This window comes from Devosia sp. YR412, from assembly GCF_900110945.1.
Lineage (GTDB): Bacteria > Pseudomonadota > Alphaproteobacteria > Rhizobiales > Devosiaceae > Devosia.
Window position 1 is genome coordinate 1,091,260 of the sequence record NZ_FOFL01000001.1, and the last position, 17,204, is coordinate 1,108,463.

The 17,204-nt window shown below is 56.2% G+C and carries 12 protein-coding genes; 4 read left to right on the forward strand and 8 right to left on the reverse strand.

Going from position 1 to position 17,204, the window contains the following annotated elements; all coding sequences use genetic code 11:
- Position 1: 1 nt before the first annotated feature.
- Together BM045_RS05220 and BM045_RS05225 are read right to left on the reverse strand one after the other, a co-directional pair.
- Complete coding sequence (locus tag BM045_RS05220; RefSeq protein WP_092180272.1) at positions 2-2,551, reverse strand: PD-(D/E)XK nuclease family protein; 2,550 nt, start codon at positions 2,549-2,551, stop codon at positions 2-4.
- A gap of 117 nt (positions 2,552-2,668) precedes the next feature.
- The gene (locus BM045_RS05225; protein ID WP_092180274.1) at positions 2,669-4,771 is read right to left on the reverse strand and encodes an AAA family ATPase; all 2,103 of its coding nucleotides are present in this window, start codon (positions 4,769-4,771) and stop codon (positions 2,669-2,671) included.
- Positions 4,772-5,179: 408 nt separating this feature from the next.
- On the opposite strand from BM045_RS05225, the gene BM045_RS05235 reads away from it, so the two are divergent.
- Positions 5,180-6,211 carry a helix-turn-helix transcriptional regulator gene (locus BM045_RS05235; protein WP_092180276.1) on the forward strand — a complete coding sequence of 344 codons (1,032 nt, stop codon included), beginning with the start codon at positions 5,180-5,182 and terminating at the stop codon, positions 6,209-6,211.
- A gap of 24 nt (positions 6,212-6,235) precedes the next feature.
- Here BM045_RS05235 and BM045_RS05240 read toward each other — a convergent pair whose 3' ends face one another.
- Positions 6,236-7,216, reverse strand: coding sequence for a PD-(D/E)XK nuclease family protein (locus tag BM045_RS05240; protein WP_092180977.1), 981 nt, complete (start codon positions 7,214-7,216; stop codon positions 6,236-6,238).
- 242 nt (positions 7,217-7,458) lie between these two features.
- Here BM045_RS05240 and BM045_RS05245 point away from each other — a divergent pair, with 242 nt between their 5' ends.
- Both BM045_RS05245 and BM045_RS05250 read left to right on the forward strand, forming a co-directional pair.
- Positions 7,459-9,690 (forward strand): AAA family ATPase, encoded by a 2,232-nt coding sequence (locus BM045_RS05245; RefSeq protein ID WP_092180278.1) that lies wholly within the window; start codon positions 7,459-7,461, stop codon positions 9,688-9,690.
- Positions 9,687-10,760: a 5-methylcytosine restriction system specificity protein McrC gene (locus tag BM045_RS05250; RefSeq protein WP_092180280.1), complete on the forward strand. Its 1,074-nt coding sequence runs from the start codon at positions 9,687-9,689 to the stop codon at positions 10,758-10,760. The genes BM045_RS05245 and BM045_RS05250 overlap by 4 nt, the downstream gene beginning before the upstream one ends.
- Positions 10,761-11,259: 499 nt before the next feature.
- Here the strand turns inward: BM045_RS05250 and BM045_RS05255 are convergent, their stop codons facing one another.
- The 5 genes from BM045_RS05255 to BM045_RS05275 are packed head-to-tail and all read right to left on the reverse strand — an operon-like array spanning position 11,260 to position 14,970.
- The gene (locus tag BM045_RS05255; RefSeq protein WP_092180282.1) at positions 11,260-11,898 is read right to left on the reverse strand and encodes a hypothetical protein; all 639 of its coding nucleotides are present in this window, start codon (positions 11,896-11,898) and stop codon (positions 11,260-11,262) included.
- Positions 11,888-12,487: a hypothetical protein gene (locus tag BM045_RS05260; protein WP_092180284.1), complete on the reverse strand. Its 600-nt coding sequence runs from the start codon at positions 12,485-12,487 to the stop codon at positions 11,888-11,890. Before BM045_RS05260 ends, BM045_RS05255 begins: the two co-directional genes overlap by 11 nt.
- Entirely contained in the window at positions 12,484-13,419 is a 936-nt protein-coding gene (locus tag BM045_RS05265) for a CBASS oligonucleotide cyclase (RefSeq protein WP_092180286.1), read from the reverse strand. The genes BM045_RS05260 and BM045_RS05265 overlap by 4 nt, the downstream gene beginning before the upstream one ends.
- 1 nt (position 13,420) lies before the next feature.
- Positions 13,421-14,356: a hypothetical protein gene (locus tag BM045_RS05270; protein ID WP_139198706.1), complete on the reverse strand. Its 936-nt coding sequence runs from the start codon at positions 14,354-14,356 to the stop codon at positions 13,421-13,423.
- Between the two features lie 32 nt (positions 14,357-14,388).
- On the reverse strand, positions 14,389-14,970 hold the full coding sequence (locus BM045_RS05275) for a 7-cyano-7-deazaguanine synthase (RefSeq protein WP_092180290.1): 582 nt from the start codon (positions 14,968-14,970) through the stop codon (positions 14,389-14,391).
- Between the two features lie 708 nt (positions 14,971-15,678).
- Between BM045_RS05275 and BM045_RS05280 the strand changes: the two genes are divergently transcribed.
- Entirely contained in the window at positions 15,679-17,124 is a 1,446-nt protein-coding gene (locus BM045_RS05280) for a tyrosine-type recombinase/integrase (protein ID WP_092180292.1), read from the forward strand.
- The last annotated feature ends 80 nt before the right edge of the window (positions 17,125-17,204 follow it).

Here is a 17,204-nt window from a genome sequence, read left to right on the forward strand (position 1 = left end):
ATTATTCCTCCGCCACCGCTTGCTGGACGAAGGCTCGAACCAAAAGCAAACCATCAGTCAGAGCATAGGGCGTGAAGCCGGCTTCCTTCTTGAAGAAGGCCTCGTCATCGGTCGTATTGAGAACGATCCGCCCCAACTTGAGCTCACCTAAGCGCTCGCCGAGTTTGGCAACCGCCCCCTCGTTGATCAGCTCTCCCATGTCTCGCGCCGTAGAGCTTGCGACAGGCAAGAAACCCGACGTCAGCAAACCGCCGTCATTCATAAGGTGATAGCCAATGCCAACCCTGCGACCGACGAGCGGATCCATGCCATCGCCTTCCGACCGCGTCGGGCGCGCGATCATATCGCGATAGAGGCCGGCTTGCAGATCCCATCCAGCCTCCATTCTCTTCCTGCGCCCGGCAGTGCCACTTTTCTTGTGATCAACAACAAGCAGACTGCCGTCCGGCATACAAAGGATAGCGTCGGCTTTGCCTCTCAATGAAACCCCATGCGCCGTTCCGGCCAGCCAAATCTCGTTGCCGACGATCTTGGCGCCGAGATTGACCAAATGCTCGCGCCACCTCAGCGCCGCCTGCAAGATATCGCTCTCTAGGCCCCGCCGCTCCATTTCCCACGCCGATCCGCGAAGGAAACCTGCGTGTCGCCCAAGCGCACGATCAAATATCGTCTGCAACGTCTCGGGCATGCTCGTTGCATCCGGAAAAGCATCACCCGGCACAAACAGGTTCTCGAAAACGTCGTGGGCGATGTTACCTTTAATGATCACGTCCAGACCTTCGGACGCCCAAGACAGATCTCGCACACCTAACTCTTCCAAAAGCCATGCGAAGGGGCTGACCAATAGAGTTTCTAGGCGCGATGGAGACTGTGGTTTCGCAACGCCGTTTTCGTCGAGCCTCAGCGCCAGCAGGTCTCTTCCGGATAGGTCCAACGCGCCGAGCGGCGACGATGTCGTGGATGGCGGTGGCGGTTGATGATGAGAAATGGGCCACTGCTCGGGCGGCACCGTCGACAAATCGACAATCAAGTCACTCGCATCGGGCGACCCATCAAATACTCTCGCCATAAGTGACATGCCAGCAGACGCCGCCTGCCGTGACCCAGCCAAGTCGCGTCTTGGCACCAAGAATGTGACACTTTGTGCCGCCGCCTGGATCTGCTGGTCAAACAGGGAAAGGCTAGCAGCTAAACCCTCTGCCCGACCGAAAAGCGTCAAGCCAGTTGCTTCACGCACCGCAACAACTTCGCTATCCAAAAATAGGGGGTTCGGGCGGGGTCGGCTTGGATAGGCCCCCTCGGTAAAATCGACAACGATCAGGTGAGAGCAGGGCCGCCATGGGCTCTCACTGGCATTCCAAATGCTGACACCTTCCAGATTTCGGACCGGGTCTCCGATAGCGTGCGGTCCGACTGAAATCGCACGGAGCAGTCCATCCCAATCTGGCGTTCCTTCGACCTGTGGTATCGCGATAAGCTCGCGCAAAGCCTGGCCCTGAGAAAGCTGCGAGCAAATGCGGTCAATCAGAAATCGCAGCTGTGAAAGGCTACTCGCCGAGGCTCGAATGTCATCCCACAGTGCCACATGAGCTGGCGTATCACGCAGGGCTGTACCCCGATAATCACCGCCAGCAAGGCTTTCGGCTAGATCGCGCCCAATTTGGGGATCCCAAGGCATGACCGGCGACAACGCCAAGCTAGCAAGCACCATGGACGGCGTCGGTGAACGCTTAGCCAAAAGCAAGAATAGCGCCGTCTCCCCCAGCACATCTCTTTTCGGAAGCTGTCCCGGCAGACCTGAAAGTGGGACGCCTTGATGCGCGAACGCCCGCTCCAGAAGCCGTGTGTTACCCGTCGTCATAACCGCGATCGAGTTTGCGGGCTCACCGGCCTCGATCATCATTCGGGCCCGGGCAGCAGCAAAGTTAGCGCAGGCGTTGGGGTCCCTCAGTCCGTAAAAGGAGATGCTGCCATCCCGTTTGCCAACTTCGATGGTCGCTTCCGTGAGCCCACCCTGCACGGCGTGAAGTCGCGTGCCAGGGGCCGCTAGTCGACTGCCTTCTTGATTTGGAACCGTGCCAAACTCGCTTTTCAGTCGATAATAGAGCGCCCGCATCGCGGCTGGCGCCACAGGATCCAATGATCCTTCGACAACAGGTAGTGCACTCAAAAAGCGGCCATGCGACAACTCCAATGCGTGTCGAACGGCCCCCAAACCTTGAGGCAGCGCCTCCCCTAACTCACGCCAGATACCAGCTAGCGCTAGAAGATGTCGTCTCGCGCGCCCCTCCGGCATAGCCTCCAAGTTTGGTAGCCGCAGATTCGGCGTCGCAACCACCAGATTGGCCAAAGCCGACGACACAGCGGCAATTGTCTCCACGGGAGCGTTGGCCAGGCTATCGGCCCAAACCGGCTCCACAATGCGAGCTATCGCTTTGCCTGGAAGCCACTCAAGTTCTGCGGGAGCAAGCGCGAGCTCACTCAGCAGCTTGTCATTTGGACGAAAACGCAACCCAGAGCGAGGATCAGACACGAGGAATGGATAGAACATAACTTACTCAGAAAACGGAACTTGTTCGGAATCAATCAGCCCATCGACAAAGAAATGATACTGCTCAACTTCAAATCGCAATATCACCCTTGTTGGCATTTAGTTTCGAGAGAGTTCTCAAAAGCCGATACGGCGCGTAACACCGGGTTTTGCCAGAACTTCTTTTTCGAGCATGTCCCCTATAAGGATAGGATCGGTCACTCGGAGCACTTTTGCTCGGCGGGCGACAACATTAAAATCGCCAGGTGTGAGCTGGGGCAAACTCGAGACATGCGGTGGTGCATCCACCCCGAAGGTTCGACGGAAGATACCTTGTATCTGTGCTGGAACCATGGGAGCAAACTGCACCTTAAATAGAAAGCGGCGCTGCGTTGCGGGGTCAAAACGCCCTGACAGGTTGGTTGTGGCCGCAAACGGCGTCGGATGTCGCTCCATCCAGGTCAGCATTTCATTGACTTGGCTGATTTCCCAGCTGCGCTGGGCACCGGCGCGATCGGACAGCAACGAGTCAGCTTCATCCAAGATCAAGAACCGACCTGCTTCAGCAGCTTGGGCAAAAGCATCCGCTATTCGCTTCTCTGTCTCGCCCACAAACATACCAAGAAGGTCTGACCCCTTCTTTTCCAGCACTTCGAGCTCCAAGCGCTCTGCAAGGTGACGGGCAAATGCGCTTTTTCCTGTTCCCGGCGGACCAGACAGAAGAAACGATAAGGCGCCTGGACCTGCAGCCACGACCTGCTTCTCAAGCTCGGGAAGGTCGACATCGGCCTGCGAGAAACTGGCATCGAAAGCCATGGTTTCACCCGACGATGACGGCGGGATCACTCGCCCTGCGACCCGGAGCAATGACCGAGTTACAGAGATTGCAAGTTGGCCTGCGTCTTCACTCTGAACAGCGGCTATTGCGGCAGCTCGCAACCCAGTCCCTAGAAGTGCAGGTGTGGCTGGCAGCCCAGCCAGCCCTTCAAGTGCCAGAGGAGACAATTGGATTTTGTGCTCGGACGCGTGGCGCTCAATGATGCGGCGCCTTGTGGAGCGATCTGCATCACGAAATTCTGCGGCGAACAGCATGCGGCGCAGAACAGCTTCGCCCAAACGGTCGGGATGATTAGTGATCCAGATCATGGGTACAGGACAATTCTCGACGACCCGATTCATAAAGACCTTCGAGCCAGAGCGGCTGAAGCCATCCTCGTCGTCGACACCAGAAAAAACTTCATCCGCCTCGTCAATGACAAGAACGACCCTACCCGCACGCGACGCCAATGCTGAGACAAAAGCGAGATGAGACAGTCGATCCGACCGCGACGGCTCGGATCGAAAGTTGCGAGCGCTGGCGTCAGTCCGCCGTTCCCCGATGAACACGACGTCAGCTGCAATTTCAGAAGCCACGAGCTTTGCAAACTCGGTCTTGCCCGTGCCAGGCGCTCCATAAAACAACAGACTCGCGCCACTCTCACCGCGTTCAAGAGCTCCATCGAGGAGGGTCAAAACCGTTCGGCTGCTCGCCCCTAGATGGTCGAAGTCAGCCAACGAAAGCTCTGTTTTGGAGGCCTGGCCCAAAAGCGAATGGCGCAGCACCTGTGGGTCGCTTGACCTTGTCGCAAGCAGATCAACTACGGTAGCGGATGCTGCAACGTCCCCGCCTCCACGGTCTTCGATGAGACCCAGCTGGACAAGCGCGCCCCGGCGGTCGGTAATGCCCCAGCTTTCGCGTGGTGTCAGTCCAGCCATCCTGGCCGCGGTAGTGGCCAGAACTTCGTCGTCGCTATTGTGACCAACCATTACCGCGTCATAAAATTCGAAAAACGGTTGGACACGGGTCATCCGAACGACGGCGCCCAGAAAGGCACTCTCGCTAACGCTCAAACCTAATGTATCGGCGACCCAATTGAGACGGGTTTGAAACGCCGAAGGCGTCGGACGCTTGGCTGTATAGGTTGGGAGATCTCGCATCGTGTACTGCCATTCGATCAAGCTCGGGAACTCCCGACTTGCCTTGCTTCTTCGCAAGATGGCTTCTAGTGGCGCGACACGAAAACCCAACAGATCACGATGGTTCTGATACCACTTCAGGAACGATTCCGAGATGGCGTGGCCCCGTTGGCCCTTTTCAGGCAGCAATGCTGCAAGAGCATACCGGCGAAGAACATCCTGCTCATAGGCACCAAACGGTGCATCAAACAAAGCTGTCCATTGAGCGCTCAAACTGCGAAGCATCAATGCCCCCTATTGACGGCGAAAGCGACGAAGGCTGCGAGCGGCAGTGATGAGCGTGCCGTCTTCGCCAACCACCAAGTAGGCATCCAAGCTCTTCTCGATCCTTGCGAAACGCTTGCCCCCAATTTCCTCGCGAACCCGTTCTCGAGTGCGCCTGTCCACAAAGTACACATCGGCACCGCGAGAGCGCTCGCACCGCCCGTATGTAAGCAGGGCTTCAACAACTTCGCTCCGGATGCCACGTTGATGCATGCGGGTGGTGGCATGTGCACTCAAGTTTAGGCCATTCATTCTCTCGCTCCCGTCTCTCCGGCACCAGCCGCTGACAAAACTGAGAATGCCAGAAGGGGTCGACAAAAATGGTCGACCAGATAATCTGGGGGTGAGAGATTATGCAGGGCACTCCCAATGGCCTATGAAAAAGCCAAGGAATTACTAGACTTAGCGTTGCTCCTCGCCAGCAGTCGGTACGGCATGTCCGCCACAGAGATCGAGCACTTCCTCGCCAACAAAGGTCGTGGCAACCAGTCGAGCTCGGCCCTCATCCGCCAGCGACAAAGAATGTTGAACCAACTCGACGAGCTATTTGGGCCGGCGCTCGAGATGTCGATTGACGCAGATGACGGCCGTTGGCGTTGGTCACTCAGAACCAAAGATCTAGCCAATCTGCCGCTGATCGACCCTGCCGACCTGGCAGCTATCGAACACGCGACCCAAATCCTCTCAAGGTTGGGCGATCGGGATAGCGCAGAGCGGCTATCGCGGATCAACATCTTGCTTCAGACGACGCTTGATGCCCGGCGGAGGGCGAGCTTTGAAGTCGACTTTGAGGCCTTGCGGGACTCCCAGACGATTGTCGCCCAGCCTGGCCCTCAGATCGAAGTTAGCCGTGATGTTGAACAGGCGGTGAGCGAAGCCATTCTCAAGGGCCGCTGCCTGGAATTCGTGTACCAGAACCGAGACCAAAAGGTGCGACGTAGTGTTGAACCCGTGGGTGTCCTCCTCGGACCGCGCAAGTACCTCATAGCTCGCTCTACGAACTCACCAGAATGGGCAGACGCCAATCACTGGCGCATGGATAAGATCCTCGAGCCAAGGGTCTCCGATCAACCAGCAAGGTCGATGCCAGAAGGGTTCACCCTGGCCGACCATGCTCGTCGCTGCTTTGGCGTGTTCTGGAGGGAGGAAGAATATCAGGACGTTGAATGGCGGTTCGCTGCCAGGGCGGCCGTCTCAGCAGCGAACTGGCGCTTTCATCCCGATCAAACGGTCGAGCAAAACTCCGATGGCTCGATTACGGTTCGGTTCAAAGCCTCGGGCCATTACGAGATGGCTTGGCACCTCTATCAGTGGGGGGATGCGGTTCAAGTTATCGCCCCCAAAGCCTTGGCGAAGCTCGTCGAAGGATACCAACGCGCCGATTTTACGGCCCTGCCCTAACACTGGCGGCATACCGGTCCTTGTTCAGATCACAGCTAAGATCACTTTACGAACCTCATCCCTCAGCGCGAAAGTTCGAAGTCTCTCGAGCTGAACTAGTCCCACCTTTGCGTCATCGCGAATGTCGCCAAAAGGCAGCAAATGTTTGAGTGGCGGGGCCTTGAGGTTGACGTAGGCTGCAGATTTGGTGACGCGCATCACCATGTCCTCATCAAGGAGTGGTTCGATTGCCTCTGCCAATTCTTGCGCCCTATAGGTCGCTATCCCAAGCTCGCAACCAATCCCTTTGAACTTGTGGATCAACCTTACCTTGGCGCCGCCGCCATAGAGTGGTGAGAAATAGATCCAACTACCGTCCTTGCCAACTACACCAGGCCTTGGCATGCGAAGCTGCGGGAATTCTGACGAGGCTAGTGACCAATACTGCTCATAAAACGCCATCATCGGCGCGTCGGGCAGTCGCTGATATCCTTTCTTGAAATCGGCAATCGCCGACAAGAACACATGTCGCTTGAAAGCTTGTTCTGGGTGATCCGCGAGAAACGCCACAATCGCCTCATATGTCAGATTGGCATTGATATGCTGCGCGTGGTTCCGATCCAGAGCTTCGAAGTACGCCTTGGGCGACATTAGAATAATGCTAACGCGGTCCCATTTTCCCTTGGCAATGCCCTCAGTACCCCGCATCTGGTAGCGCTCAAACTGGCGATCCATCAGCGGCGCGCGGATCTTGTTTTCGATCAATATGGCGTGCCGACCGCGTTCGCTTCGAACGACAAGTTCAATGTCCGTTTCGCCCAGGGATGTATCAAACACTGACCGGCGCATGGCAATAATGCTTGCCTCACCCGGTTCACCCGCAAGGTCCAGCAGTCTCCTCAAAAACTGTGGCGAGCTGTACAACAGATCCATCGCTAAGACGTCTGTCACGACCTCATCGACACGCGGGATGGTGTCAAAAGCCAATGAGAATGATTGCGTGAGCTGATCGCTGGAAGTGTTCACTGGCAACTCTGATTTTCCTGAGACGATTAAGACGCTCAAAGAGATTGGCAAAACCTTCAGTAGCTGCCTTGGCAGACGCGTCCCATAGAGATGCAACGTGCAGTGGCCAATGTATTGCTTGGGTCGCCAGCGTCCTGCTGCCTGGGCCGCTGACTATCCCGTCAGTTGCAGGAGCATGGCACAGCCTAGAACAGTTTCGAAGGACATGAGAGCTTCGATACCACAATGAGGGGGATGATTCTGTGCAGTATGACAGCTTCAAGGAATGGCTCGCTGGGCGCGGTGGCGCAAAGAACAGCGTAAATACTCGATCTAATGCCCTTCGGAAGCTCGAGCGCGAGCTTGGTCAGCTGAACATCTCGCATAGCGATCTCGATAGCGCTTTCAGCGACGATCAGTTCGCTTCAATCCGTATCAGCCTTGATCAGATGCGTGATGATGCGCGCGCCGGCGGCACCGTCTTCCGCGCATTGTTTCCAGAGTCCAGTGATCCCCTCAACAGGATAGCGAACACCAAGGCTTGGCTTGGACAATATGCCCAGTTCCTAAGCGGCGCAGCTCAGAACGACGAAGTGCGAACTGATGATACCTTTTGGATTGTGGGCGCATCATTTGGCGGCAATGACGACCAGACCCAACGCTTTGTTCAGGATGGGATGTGGGAGATCAGAACTCCCGACCAAAACGAAACTACCCAAATCAAATCAATGAAAATTGGTGATCGCATTGCCATCAAGGCTGCGTTTGTCCAGAAGCGGAACTTGCCCTTCGACAACAGGAATCAAAGCGTTTCGGTTATGCGCATCAAAGCGCGCGGGGTGATAACTGACAACCCAGCAAACGGTCAAAGCGTCTCCGTTGCCTGGGATTTAGAGTTTGAGCCGTGCGAATGGTATTTCTATACCTACCGGCCGACAATTTGGGCCGTTAGACCTGGCAGTGAGCTTGCCAATAGATTGATCGCTTTCGTCTTCTTCGACGAGTCTCAAGACATCTCATGGTTTCGCAACCATCCGTCTTGGGCCAAACAGTATGGTGACGATCGAGGACCTCTGCCCAAACGATATTGGATTGAAAAGACCATCGTAGCGGGACGAGATGACCGGCTGGAGGGACAAAATGCTTTGGGACTCGCGTTATGGTCCCCTCAGCAATCCAAAGACGGCAAAAACATCTATGGCAACATGCTCCAGGTGCAGGCTGGGGACATCGTATTTCACCTCACAGACAACGAGGAAATATCGAGCGTCTCGGTAGCCGCTGAAGTGGCCGATCCTAACTTTGTCGGACTAGAGGGCAGCGAATGGTCCAGTCAGCCGGCATATCGGATCCCGTTGCAAGACCACCAGCCGCTTGTTCCACCCCTTCCCCGGGCAGCATTCCTAGAGACCGATCCGTTCGCGTCAGAGTTGCGCGAATTGGCCTCTAGCGGCGTCAAAGGTTTGTTCTTCAATCGCAGCTTGGCACTCAATCAAGGTGCATATCTGACGGAAGCAACACCGACACTTCTTTCAATTTTAAGCCGCGCTTATGAACACCAAGCCGGCAAGCCTCTGCCGTTCGTTGAATCCGACAATTCCGACGCCCCCGACCAAATTCGCACAACATACACTCTCGAGGACGCACTCGAGCCCTTGTTCATGGATAAAGAAACTGCCGAAGAGTTGCTAATCCTGTGGCGAGCGAAACGGAATGTTGTCCTGCAAGGCCCACCCGGCGTCGGCAAATCCTTTGCTGCGCACAAGTTTGCCTATGCACTAATGGGAGAAGAAGACCCAAGTCGCGTCGGCTTCGTTCAATTCCACCAGTCATACGCCTACGAGGATTTTGTGGAGGGTTACCGCCCCACCACTTCCGGTTTTGAGCTTCGTCCAGGGAAGTTTGTCGAGTTTTGTCGGCAAGCCGAGGCCGACCCGAACAGAACCTACGTGTTTATAATTGATGAGATTAATCGCGGAAACCTGAGCAAGATCTTGGGCGAGCTTATGCTCCTCATCGAAGGCGATAAGCGGTCCCCCAAATGGGCAATGTCGCTGGCGTCCGGAAGAGCGCAATTTCACGTGCCAGCAAACGTCTTTCTCATGGGCCTGATGAACACGGCAGACCGATCTCTGGCTGTGGTGGACTATGCCTTGAGGCGGCGGTTCGCATTCGTTGATCTCGCGCCAAATTTGGACTCGCCAAAGTTCCTGACGCACCTTGAGAAAATTGGGATTACGCGCGCGGTCTCAGAAACGCTGATCTCTCAAATAGGGAGGCTCAATCGCGAGATTGTAGGCGATACCAGCAACCTGGGAGCCGGATTTGCCATTGGTCATAGCTTCTTCTGTGGCGCCCCGACTGCGGGAGAAACCGACCGCACCTGGTACAATAGGATCATTCGCACAGAAATTGTTCCCCTTCTAAGGGAGTATTGGTTCGATGCGCCGCAAAAGGCTGACACTTGGCGCGATGAGCTCCTGATCGCTCAGTGACCAATTCAACCATACCCATTGGCAATATCTACTATCTCTTCGCCTACGCCTGGAACAGGTTCGAGGAGGCGAGCGCAGTCGAGGTTGGCAACGCTGGAACTGCCGACCTTCCCAATCTACTTGCTCGAGTACTGCTCTCCAGTGCCCGCTCTCTTTTAAGGCGAGGGCTGGACCGTGGTTACCTGCCGGTTGAAGATCAGATCGCGACAGTACGCGGCCGAATTGCCATCGGCGCGAGCGCGCGTTTGCGGGCGGCTGGTATCCGGCGTCTGCACTGCGAGTTTGATGAGCTCAGCCAAGATCTCCACCACAATCGTGTTCTCAAAGCCACGCTACGCCGTATGGCCGCATTAGCAACGCTAGACAGAGAGCTGAGCACCGAACTCATTGCCGTCGCGCGTCAGATGTGTGGTGTCTCGGATCTCTGGCTTAGAGCCAGCGACTTTGCGGCCATCCGCCTCAACAGGAACAACGCACACTACAGCTTCCTGCTGCGCGTGGCTGAACTGGCATTTGATTGCCTTCTTCCAGATGACGGCGGAAGCGGCTTCACGTTCCGGGACGTTCTTCGCGATGAGCGCAAGATGGCCAGGGTGTTTGAGGATTTTGTTCGCAATTTCTACCGCGTTGAGCAGCGAGAATTCTCAGTGGAGCCGCTCTCGATCCGATGGAAAGCCAACTCCATCTCGTCAATACGAGGTACGCCCCTGCCCCAAATGCGCGTCGACGTATTCCTTAAGTCAAAGCAACGCAACATCATCATCGATACGAAGTACTACGCCTCTGCGCTGCAAACTTACTATCAGGCTGAGACGGTTCATTCGGGAAATCTCTATCAGCTGTTCAGCTATCTCAAGAACGCTGGTGCGCAGGATGAGACACTGCAGCAGGCTGAGGGGCTGCTACTCTACCCGTGCAATGGCACGACGCTTAATGAACGCTTCGAAGTCCATGGGCAGTACGTCACCGTGGCCACAGTTGATCTAAACCAGCCTTGGCAGAAAATTCGCGAGCAATTGCTCGCGCTTATATCTGTGAACAGCGGCGCGGTATCAACAGCAGGGGCATAACACCCGCGACACCTTGGACATGTCCAACTCTTATCCCGATCGCGAAGTCTAGTCTCGACCGCCCTGACAGCGGGTTGCAGGGAGCCAGAGCTTGGATCGGCCGTTTTGGGGCCGTGAGCTGACCGGCGGCTTTTTTTGCGGTGCGCCGACGATAGCGGACGTTGGAAGCGCCTGGTGCCAAACGGCTGAAATGGGGCCGACGGCGGACTGGCAGCTTTTGTCGGCGCGCTAAGGAAAGCAGCCATCGGGCGCGCGATGGTGCCCGCGACACATTTGGGGCCGGAGGGTCCTCTCACGTACTATGCTGGCGCCATTGAAAGGCACAGACCAATCTGCACGTCGTCGACGTCTTAAAAGGTGCGATGAAAGCGTTTTCCAATCATGGCGGCAATTATCACACGTAACGAGGGAGCCATTTCACATCTCCCTCCCGAACCCTTATCCCTGATTCCGGGATTTGAAGTCGCGCATCGCGTGTCGCATTTGAGGCAATTTGAGGCTAGGCAGGTTGCCGGTTGCCCGCGTCGAGGGCCGCAAAACGCCAGAGGATCACGTCCACGACGCCCACCAGCTCGCCTGTGCGGACAGCGATAACCTCGCAGAGCGACTGTGCATCGTTAAATCCGCAACTTTCTGCGAAGCGTGCCAGATGCCGGTCGTTCTTGGCAATATCGAGCCCAAGGTTTTTAGCGAGATGCGCCCATGTCACCGGGCCGATATAGGGCAAGCCCATCAGTGTTTGCTGCGGCCCTGCGAGGATTTGGCGCTTAAAGTCGGCGAACCCAACCCCGTCCACAGTCTCTGCAATTGACATTATGGCCTGAAGCTTCGGCCTGCTTCTAAATTTTGACAAGGCAGTTTCAATACACCGGTTGCCTGATGTCACGATGTCCTGTGCCGACTCCCAATCACAAAAGCAAAGTGAAACATAGTCGAAGGCACTCCGCACCGTTGCTTCGCGAAACCCGCTACAAAGGACGACCCACGCGGCCTCGCGCAGAAAATCTGCCTCTGAAAAGGGCTGCTTGGTGAGCGCCCTCTGCCATTCTTTCTCCCACTCGTACCCTGCAGCCGCGACTGTGCGAGCAGCAAGTTCGAAAAGCTCAAGAGCCCGATCGGTGCGAAGTTCAGTTGCCATCGTCCGTCCCGAGTGGTTTCAACGTGTCCCTAAGTAACAGGCGTGCTCTTACCAAAGGCACCCAGGCGCCCGGATAGCGGTCGAGGTATCTGCTTATGAATACCTTCCGCAGGTGATGCGCCTTGCCAGTGAGGAAATCCCGATCAGGGATGTGCGTTCCAAGCTCAGAGACCAAGTCATATTTCGTACGTAGGCGCTGAAATTCCTGATTGGTGACAGACCTGCCTTTCGACAGCAGTTCACGACAATCTCCGGTCACGACAGAGTATTCCTTACAGGAACGGGCATGCGCCTGAGTCTTGCTTTTCCAGTCGCTTTTGAATTGCACAATCGACAGAAAAAAGGTCAGTAGCGAGAGGCTTCCAACCCAAAGCTGAACGTCCAGCCCGAAGGTCAGGCGTATGCCTATTTGCGGCTCAACAAAAATAAGAGCGACCAAGTACGTGGAAACGGCCAGTGTGCCGTAGTCCAGCAGGCTAGAACGAAACGCATTACTGTCGCGCAAATGGGCATGAATTGACGATTGCTGGTTGGCGCGCCGCCGGATGGAGCGGAGTTCGTCTGTCAGAGTTCTCTCCGGCGTCGTCATTTTTCACCGAACAAGTTCGACCATTGTTCCATCGAACCGCTCGCTGATGCATTCGACATGCGTTTAGCGATGCGACCTAACAAATGGCTCGCGTTCGTCCGAACGGCACTATCAGCGTTGCCCATGTATCCATCGACATGCACTGACTGGCCGGTACTGTCCGTCATCGGCTTAAGAACGCGATCCTGCGCCTTCTGGAAAAAGTGCGGCAGCATCGCAGAAACCGTCTTGGCACCCGTGTAGCCTCGGAATGCGTCGATCCCCAAGCTCTCAACATGGTAACCGGCCAGTTGATGCGCTTCTGGGAAGTTTGAGATGATGGCCTTAGCCAATTTGACCACGGGAACGAGCTTGCCCTCACACTCGGCGTTGCGGCGGGTCAAAGCCTCCTGAAATTTTCCAGGATTGATCTTGGACCAGCTGTGCTGGTCGCGAGATGACTGGATTTTCATCCCCTCACCCTGCTTCACCGCCGGAAGCAGCTGAATTTCCATCCCATCGCCGTACCTGACGGTGACGGCTAAGTTCCCTTTTGTCACCTCGGCCTGAGAGCCCAACTTCTCTTTCAGGGCATCGGTAAACGCTGCGAGCGTCGCTTGCGGCCCCTTGCCGATCAAGGCCTGGTCCCTCAGGACCATCAGGCAGTCTATGTCGCTGAGGCCGTCGACGTAGGTATGCTTGGCGACCGATCCGCCAAAGCGCTGCTCGATGTCGCTATCTAACTTGTCGCCCAGCACCTTTTCGATCTGATCGAGGCGCTCTCTGACAAGCTGAACGTCCCGGTCATTGAATTTAGAGAGCAACTCACTCAGCTTCGATGAAAGCTCGGTCTGGAAGGCGAGGCTCTGCACCTCCTGCAGCGCAGCTTTCAACTGCTGCGCAGCGCTGCCAAGACCACCTCCGTAACCACCACCGCCGCCGCTGCCGCCCATATCAGGTCTCCCTCGTCGAACTAAGTTGTTCCCAAGCACCAGCAAAAAGACTGGCGTTGTGGCGGAACGCAGAAAAATCGCCTGATTCAGCAAACGCGCACATTTGCAGCTGCAGGTCCTGCAGGTAACGGTAGTTGTTGAACCATGTAGTCACGCTCAAGAGGTCAGGGGATAAGTCGAGGCCAAGCTTTTGAGCCGCGTAATTTTGCCGGTAAATTGTAAGTCCTTCGTCGAAGGCATATCGGAGCCAGGTAAGGCCGTCGAACACATCGGCACCCGCGATCTGATAAAGGGGGGTAGATATTGTATCCAGACTCCCAAAAACGTGGATCGGCGTCCCCTCGCCCCCTGCTTTGTTAAGCGCCATCCGGAGTTTGGCGATATTGACCATCCTGGCCAGGACGGTGTCACCAATTTCCTTTTCGGTGACCCCAACTGCGTCGAAGGTAACTAGTTCAGTTGCGACTGCTACAATCCGAGCAATATCCAAGTACGCTGAGCCCACGGCTTCGGGTTTGAGAAGCAGTTCAGAGAAAAGCAGTCCCCCCGATGGGATGTCGGCTCTGGCGCGTTCGATCTGTGTGGCTAAACTTACGCGATCCAAATGATGGTCGTAGCTGACAATGATTGTAGGGCGACTACTATTCCACCCTGTGACCGTCTCCGCATGCTGAGTCCTGGTCCACGAGAGTGGGACGTGCGGTGCGCCGGCAACTTCAGACAGGTCTAAATCGGTCCCCGACTCGTAACCGCCACTGTCGAGAATAATCGCCTCGGCAAAATCCACATCTCCGGACAGATGCCGATGATGATAATCATAGGCGCTCACCAAGATCGCTGAATCGATAACCCGCTCTGTTGCGGCGAGAATAGCTTGTAGGTCTGGAAAGCCCTTGCTGGAAAACGAAGGCACCAGCAGCGGTGTCGCAATCGCCAAGGCCCCTTCTCTCCCGAATCCTCTCCGGGCCGCTAGCATCCTAGTGCTCTGCGGTCGCCGCATGAGGCGCATATACCGCACGGGGGATTTGTCCCGGCCTCGCAGCTATATGTCTGGTCGACGCGGAGTTTAGACGCGATGAAATAGTCGAATATCTGCCCCTTTGACCAATTCACAAATGGAGCCACCACTGTAAGGCCACCTTCGGTATGCTCTTCGACTAAGACGCGCATGCGCTCTAGAAACGTTGCGGAGCAATCATAGTACGGCGTGCCGGAGTGGATTCCGATCCCGACCAGACCCGTGTGCGCACGTGCTACAAATATGGATGCCCAGATCAGGAATGCGTTTCGGCCCGTAAGTTCACCGGCGCCGAGCTTTGTAGAGCTGGGAAATTTGAACTTTTTGACTGGGATCCCGAGGGTCTTTGCGAGGCGCTTAGCAGCCTGAAACTCAGGAACAGCGGCCGCCTGACCGTAGTCGAAGAAAACGCCCCTCACCGTTGCGCCTTGCTGCATCAGCAAATGTGCACAAGCAGCTGAATCGATCCCGCCACTTAATAGGATTGTTGCTTCGACGGCGACGGGTTTACCCGCCCCTTGTTGTTTTTCCATGGTTTGCCCTCAGCTTAAGTAGAGTGAACATCCATAGAAATAGCAATCCAGCTTCTACAGGTTTCTTCTTCCATCCTCGATCATTTCGACCTCGGATGTTCTGCCCGCAAGGCCTTCAGGAGATAATCATGACGTAGCGCAGGCTCGCTTGCTGCTGTACCGCCATGATCTTCAACTCGGTTCTGATATAATCTGGTAATTCCAATTTCAAAGTTCATCCGGCTGCATGTAGTCGCTGTCCGGCTTGACCGTTCTGACAGGCGTTTTCTTAGCAGCTGTGTGGGCAGTGCCTGTGCCGCGGGCTTCTCATATTTGCCAACACTTTTCGCAACGGCAAGCCGCTCGATGCTTTGGTCATCGATATCGGCGGTTAGCGAGACAAACGGAGTGCGTTCGGTGGCCACCGTTGACGACGGCGTATCAGGCAAACTATGGCCTCACACATCGATCCACACGTGGAAGGGCTGATGTCCACAATTGTGGCAACGCGCGAGGTACCTAAATGACCCGAATGGGGCGCATTGCGGGCTCTGACGGTCGGCCAACCGGGCTGTTCTCGCCACGCCGGCGCGATGGCTAAACTCACGATGAGCATCTTTGGCTAAGGGTAACCACGCAAAGCAAACAGCGTGGAAAGCTCCATCAGGCTGAACGTCAAACAAGAAGTCATTCGGAAAATGCCGCACGGTCTCCCCCAGAGGACACGGCATGACCACGATGCGGCTAAGCAAGCACGATCTGAGTGCAGACGACGTTTTGGCGGGGCTGGCCGTCAGGTATGGCCCATACTACCAGCCGATCGCTAAGACCCGCCACCTGGGCTATCGCAAGGGTCTCAAAGGTGATGAGTGGTACGCCCGGATACGGACGCGGGCAGGTGGCTATTATCGCCGTCGGCTAGGCTGGGCGGTCTCTCCAGCGCGTCCAGCGGGCCTCACATATGAAACGGCATTGGCAGCGGCCCATCAGTGGTTCGACAGTTCCACCGTTCTCCCCTGGGCCGCCGAACCCAGCCCACTGGGAGTAAAACAAGACCTCATCGTGTGCCCGATCGAAGGCTCATACAGCGTGGCCCACGCAATGCACGAGTATGTCGAATGGAAACGTCTGGTGGCGGCGCAGAGTCACTTCGAAACATGCATTTCGCTGATCAACTACCACATCATCCCGCGCCTCGCGAACTTGGCCGTCGACGAGTTTAACAGCGAGCACCTGCGCCACTTTGTGCGGGACGTGCTCGAAACACCGGTAAAGCGTGGGCGCCGCGCGCTGGGGCCGCAGCTCTCCATCGCGAGCCTCGACGATGAGCAACTTCGCAAGCGCAAGAAGACCGTAAATACGCTTATCGGAATTCTTCGCGTGGCCTTCCAGATTTCCTGGGAGAGCGGGAAGGTCGAGAGTGAACGCGCGTGGCGGTGCTTGCGGCGCTTGCCAGCAGTTGATCGCCCCCGGTCACTTCACCTGTCGCGGGCAGAGTGCCGAGACCTTATCGCTCAGTGCCGACCCGACCTCGAACGCCTTGTCCTGGGCGCGCTTTACACTGGCTGCCGTTCAAACGAACTGCTCAACATGAGATGCGAAGACGTCGGGCGCGACGGCTATGGCGTGTACATTCCCCGAGCCAAAAATTACCGGGCACGCTTCATATTTCTGCCTGACGAGGGAATGGCTTGGTTCCTGGACCTGGTGCGCGGCCGCAAGCGGAAAGACTTCGTCTTTGTCCGCGAGAGCGGAAAACCCTGGATTGGCAACCAGAAGTCACTCTTCAAGAATGCAGTGCGTGCCGCCGAGCTACCGGATGAATTCACCTTTCATGGACTACGCCACACGTATGCGAGCCAGCTGGTTCAGGCCGGAGCTACGGTCTACGCCGTGGCCGCCCAACTGGGCCATGCTGATCCCACAACAGTTCTTCGCACCTACGGCCACCTGGCACCTCAAATCCGAGAGTCTGAAGTGCGGCAGCGATTTACGCCGGTCAGCCCCGAGAACGACGAGGCGGCTCGAGGGCGATCTGACGAATTGCGAGACTGGCGAGCCAACCTGCACGGCGGAGTTTGGCGAGAGTATGCCAAGATTTCGGACGTCTGGGATCCCGCTCGTTCCCTTGAGCCGGCCAGGTTGCCAAACCCCATCGCGCCATATCGCAGCTAACCTCAATGGCCTCTGACCGCCCACAACGCCACAGCGCATAGACCAGCACTCGAGAACATCGACGCGAGTACCGTCCACGA

Excerpts from the sequence above, each read along its gene's own strand:
- BM045_RS05220 (WP_092180272.1), bottom strand. The coding sequence starts at position 2,551 with ATGTTCTATCCATTCCTCGTGTCTGATCCTCGCTCTGGGTTGCGTTTT.
- BM045_RS05225 (WP_092180274.1), bottom strand. The coding sequence starts at position 4,771 with ATGCTTCGCAGTTTGAGCGCTCAATGGACAGCTTTGTTTGATGCACCG.
- BM045_RS05235 (WP_092180276.1), top strand. The coding sequence starts at position 5,180 with ATGGCCTATGAAAAAGCCAAGGAATTACTAGACTTAGCGTTGCTCCTC.
- BM045_RS05255 (WP_092180282.1), bottom strand. The coding sequence starts at position 11,898 with ATGGCAACTGAACTTCGCACCGATCGGGCTCTTGAGCTTTTCGAACTT.
- BM045_RS05260 (WP_092180284.1), bottom strand. The coding sequence starts at position 12,487 with ATGACGACGCCGGAGAGAACTCTGACAGACGAACTCCGCTCCATCCGG.
- BM045_RS05265 (WP_092180286.1), bottom strand. The coding sequence starts at position 13,419 with ATGGGCGGCAGCGGCGGCGGTGGTGGTTACGGAGGTGGTCTTGGCAGC.
- BM045_RS05275 (WP_092180290.1), bottom strand. The coding sequence starts at position 14,970 with ATGGAAAAACAACAAGGGGCGGGTAAACCCGTCGCCGTCGAAGCAACA.
- BM045_RS05280 (WP_092180292.1), top strand. The coding sequence starts at position 15,679 with ATGACCACGATGCGGCTAAGCAAGCACGATCTGAGTGCAGACGACGTT.